The organism is Methylomagnum sp. (assembly GCF_054333355.1).
Genome location: NZ_JBTEKS010000369.1, coordinates 1 through 4,318, shown reverse-complemented (window position 1 = coordinate 4,318; position 4,318 = coordinate 1). Strand labels below are relative to the sequence as shown.

Genomic DNA, 4,318 nt, shown 5'->3' with positions numbered 1-4,318 from the left:
CCAAGTGGTGAAAACCGTGCTGGACCGCCACGGCTATGCCCTTTATTTCAGCCGCGCCCCCATCCCCTGGAGCCGGAACAGCTTTGGCTTCGGCCCGGCGAATTCCCGGCTGCCGGAAGATTTCCCCTGGCTCCGCCACATCGGCATTTATGCCTATTCCGCTGGCTTCCTGCGCCGCTATGTGAACTGGCCCGCCTCCCAATTGGAGGCGGTGGAAGCGCTGGAACAACTGCGCATCCTCTGGCAAGGCGAACGGATTCTGGTCTTGCCTGTGGACGAGGCGCCGCACGCGGGCGTGGACACGGAGGGCGATTTGCGCCGGGTCGAGGAAGTGCTGACGGCGGGCTGATGGCCCGTTGTCCGGGACGCTTGGTTCGAGACCAAGGAACGGGCGCTCGCCAAGCGGGATAAATGGCTGGAAAAGAAGGCGCGGCGTGGCTATGCCGACAAGCCCACCCGCGCTATTCCCGCCCCCGAATCCGACGCGGGCCAACCACGCGCCAACCCGCCTGGACGGCACTATTTCACTGAATTAGCCCATCATCTTTTCGTCATTCCGCCAGACGCGGAAAATCTGGCGAAATAAGCCATCTACATTTCCCAAGGCCCGCCTGGATTTTTCATCCGAAATCAATTGGATAGGCGTGATGGTCATAACCCTGCCGGAAGCGGGGATACGCTGTCCTTAAAACTTAAGGTATAGAATTCAGCGTAGATAACCCGCTCGAAACTGGCCCGGTGGCTGCCCCGCGCATAAACAGCGTCGCGCCCGTCGCCGTTCCGTCTCGAAACCACGCAAGCCGCTACAGGAGACCCTTATGCGTCTGTCCGATGCCGACCTCGAAGCCCTGCGGGACATCGTCGCCCGCCATGGCGGCGAGGCCACTGAATTACTGCAAATCCTGCGCGATGTCCAAGACCGCTTCCACCATGTGCCCCGCGAGGCCATGCGAGTGGTCACGGACGCCCTGAGCCTCCCCATCACCCAGGCGCAGGGCGTCACCGAGTTCTATAGCTTCCTGTCCAGTGAGCCGAAGGGCCGCTACGACCTCAAGCTCAGCGACTCCATCACCGACCAAATGCTGGGCAGCCACGCCCTGGCCGAATATCTATGTGATCGGCTGGGCGTCGAAATCGGCGTGACCCGGGCCGATGGCGTGGTCAGCGTGGGCTATACCTCCTGCACCGGGCTGTGCGACCAGGGACCGGCGGCGCTGATCAATGGCCGCTGGCTGTCACGTCTGGACGGGCCGCGCCTCGACCGCATCGTCGATTTGATCGAGCGGGAAATCCCCCTCGACGACTGGTCGGTGGACCTGTTCGACGTGGTGGATAACATCCAGATTCCCGGCCTGTTGCTCGCCAACCCCATCGACCCTGGCGCGGCGCTCAAGCAGGCCGTGCGGCAGGGCTTCGAGGAAATCTTCGTCGAGATCAACCATTCCGGCTTGCGCGGGCGGGGCGGCGCGGGTTTCGAGACCTCGTGGAAATGGAAGTTCTGCGCCGAGGGGCCGGAAGATCAGGCGGGCCTGCCGCTGGCCGGAATGCCCGAGCGCTACGTGGTGTGCAACGCCGACGAGGGCGAGCCGGGCACCTTCAAGGACCGCATCCTGCTGAACAGCTACGCCCACCAAGTCTTCGAGGGCATGACCCTGTGCGCTGGGATCATCGGCGCGAAACTGGGCTTCCTGTATCTCCGCGCCGAATACCGCAGCCTCCGCCCAAAATTGGAAGCGGTGCTGGCCGCCCGCCGCGCCAAGAACCTCCTGGGCAAGCGCATCCTGGGGCGGCAGGGCTTCGACTTCGACATCAAAATCCACATGGGCGCGGGCGCCTATGTCTGCGGCGAGGAATCGGCCCTGATTGAATCGCTGGAAGGCAAGCGCGGCATTCCCCGCATCCGCCCGCCCTACCCCGTCATGAACGGCTACAAGGGCAAGCCCACCGTGGTGAACAACGTGGAGACCTTCGCCGCCGCCGCCGCCATCGCCCTCAATGGCGGCGATTGGTTCGCCTCGCACGGCACGGAGAAATCCAGGGGCAGCAAGATCATCAGCGTCAGCGGCGACTGTGAGCGGCCCGGCATTTATGAATACGACTTCGGCGTCACCATCGCCGAAATCCTGCTGGATTGCGGCGCGGAACATACCCAGGCCGTGCAGGTGGGCGGGCCGTCGGGCGCGATCATTTCCGAGAAGGAATTCCACCGCAAACTGGCCTTCGAGGACTTGGCGACCGGAGGCTCGTTCATCATCTTCGACAAGACCCGCGACCTCCTCAACGCGGTGCGCAACTTCACCCATTTCTTCGCCCACGAAAGCTGCGGCTTCTGCACGCCCTGCCGGGTCGGCACCAGCCTGTTGCGGAACGAGGTGGACAAGATTTGTTCGGGCCACGCCTCATCCCGCGATTTGCTGGACATGACCAGCCTGGCCCGCTTCATCAAGAGCGCCAGCCATTGCGGACTCGGGCAATCCGCCGCCAATCCGGTGCTGGGCACCCTGGCCCATTACCCCGAGATGTACAAAGCCCGCCTGATCACGGCGGATTTTGAACCCGGCTTCGACTTGGACGAAGCCCTGGATACGGCGCGGCGCGTGACCCTGCGCGACGACACTTTCGCCCATTTGGAACAGGAGGGCGCATGACCACTAAGACTTTAACCATCGACGGCAAGCTGGTGCCCCTCCAGGATGGCGACACCATCATGGACGCCGCCACCCGCGCCGGCATTTACATTCCGCACCTGTGCCACGAGCCGGAATTGACCCCGCAGGGCAATTGCAAAGTCTGCGAAGTGAAGGTCAACGGGCGCAATTGCTCGGCCTGCACCTTCCCGGCGGCGGAAGGCCAAGTGGTGCAGAACAACACCAGGGACTTGAACGAGGCCCGTCGCACCATCACCCAGGCGTTGTTCGTCGAGGGCAACCATCTCTGCCCCGGCTGCGAGAAGACCGGCAATTGCAAGCTGCAAGCCGTGGCCTATTCCCTGAACATGGTGGACATGCGCTTCCCGCTGTTCTACCCCCGGCGCCCGCTGGATGCTTCCCACCCGGATATTCTGCTGGACCACAACCGCTGCATCTTCTGCGCGATGTGCGTCAGGGCCAGCCGGGAAGTGGACGGCAAGGATGTGTTCGCCATCGCCGGGCGCGGCATGGATAACCGCCTCGTGGTCAATTCGCCCAGCGGCCTGCTGAAGGACAGCGGCTTGGAAGTCACCGACCGCGCCGCGTCGGTCTGCCCCGTGGGGGCGATCATCATCAAGCGGCGGGGCTACCAGGTGCCCATCGGCCAACGCCTCTACGACCACCACCACATCGGCGAAGTGGAAACGGCCAAGCACCCGGCGGGTGAGGAGGAGAAGCATGGCTAAGAAATTGAAAATCGCCACGACCTCTTTGGCCGGCTGCTTCGGCTGCCACATGTCGTTGCTGGACATCGACGAGCGCATCGTGGACTTGGCCGAGATCGTGGAATTCGACCGCTCGCCGCTGACCGACATCAAGCACTGCGGTGAGGTGGTGGACATCGGCCTGATTGAGGGCGGCGTGTGCAACGCCGAGAACGTCCACACCCTGCGGGAGTTCCGCAAGTCCTGCAAAGTGCTGGTGGCGGTGGGGGCGTGTGCGATTAACGGCGGCGTTCCGGCGTTGCGGAATTACGTGCCGCTGGAGGAATGCCTGGCGGAGGCGTATCTGACCGGGCCGAATCTGGAGAATCCGCAAGTCCCCAACGACCCGGAATTGCCGCTGCTGCTGGACAAGGTGCGCCCGATTCACGAGTTGGTGAAGGTGGATTATTTCCTGCCCGGCTGCCCGCCGTCGGGCAACGCGTTCTGGAAATTCCTGACCGACATCGCCGCCAACAAGACGCCGACGCTGCCTTACGATTTGTTGCATTACGATTGAACCAAACCGTTGAACCCCGGACGATGGGTTGCGGCGCACGGCGGGATCATCGCGAACTGCGAGACCCACGGAATGTGCGCCTCCACCCATCCTACAAAACTGATCCGTGAAAATGGTGGGCATGGGTACATGCCCACCCTACATTTGAAGGGCTAACCGCCATGCTGAGCAAAGACCGCCTCGACGAGCTATACAACGAACTGGGTTCGAACCTCAGGGTCCGCACCCCCGACCTCTGCGTCAAAATCCTCCACCAGGTCGCCCGCGAGTCCGAGCAGGCGGCGCTGAAAGTGCTGGGGGAGAATGATCTATGCGCCATCAGCTACGAAGACCCGAAGGAGTTAATCTGGCGGCGGCAACACTGGGCCGATTTGATCTACCGCTCCGACAACGGCGGGAAGCTCCTG

Annotated in this window: 5 protein-coding genes; all 5 read left to right on the top strand. The window is 62.9% G+C overall.

The annotated features are described in order from the left end of the window. Positions 1-349, top strand: a 349-nt coding sequence (locus tag ACXWUF_RS19440) for a cytidylyltransferase domain-containing protein (protein WP_458496238.1), incomplete at its 5' end; no start/stop codon positions are given. Positions 350-818: 469 nt separating this feature from the next. After that, positions 819-2,648 (top strand): NAD(P)H-dependent oxidoreductase subunit E, encoded by a 1,830-nt coding sequence (locus ACXWUF_RS19435; RefSeq protein ID WP_458496237.1) that lies wholly within the window; start codon positions 819-821, stop codon positions 2,646-2,648. Then, a complete protein-coding gene (locus tag ACXWUF_RS19430) occupies positions 2,645-3,376 on the top strand; it encodes a 2Fe-2S iron-sulfur cluster-binding protein (RefSeq protein ID WP_458496236.1) in 732 nt (243 codons plus the stop codon). The genes ACXWUF_RS19435 and ACXWUF_RS19430 overlap by 4 nt, the downstream gene beginning before the upstream one ends. After that, positions 3,369-3,911, top strand: a complete 543-nt coding sequence (locus tag ACXWUF_RS19425; protein ID WP_458496235.1) for an NADH-quinone oxidoreductase subunit B family protein — start codon at positions 3,369-3,371, stop codon at positions 3,909-3,911. The genes ACXWUF_RS19430 and ACXWUF_RS19425 overlap by 8 nt, the downstream gene beginning before the upstream one ends. Positions 3,912-4,072: 161 nt before the next feature. After that, the coding region (locus ACXWUF_RS19420) for a hypothetical protein (protein ID WP_458496234.1) at positions 4,073-4,318 on the top strand (246 nt) is incomplete at its 3' end.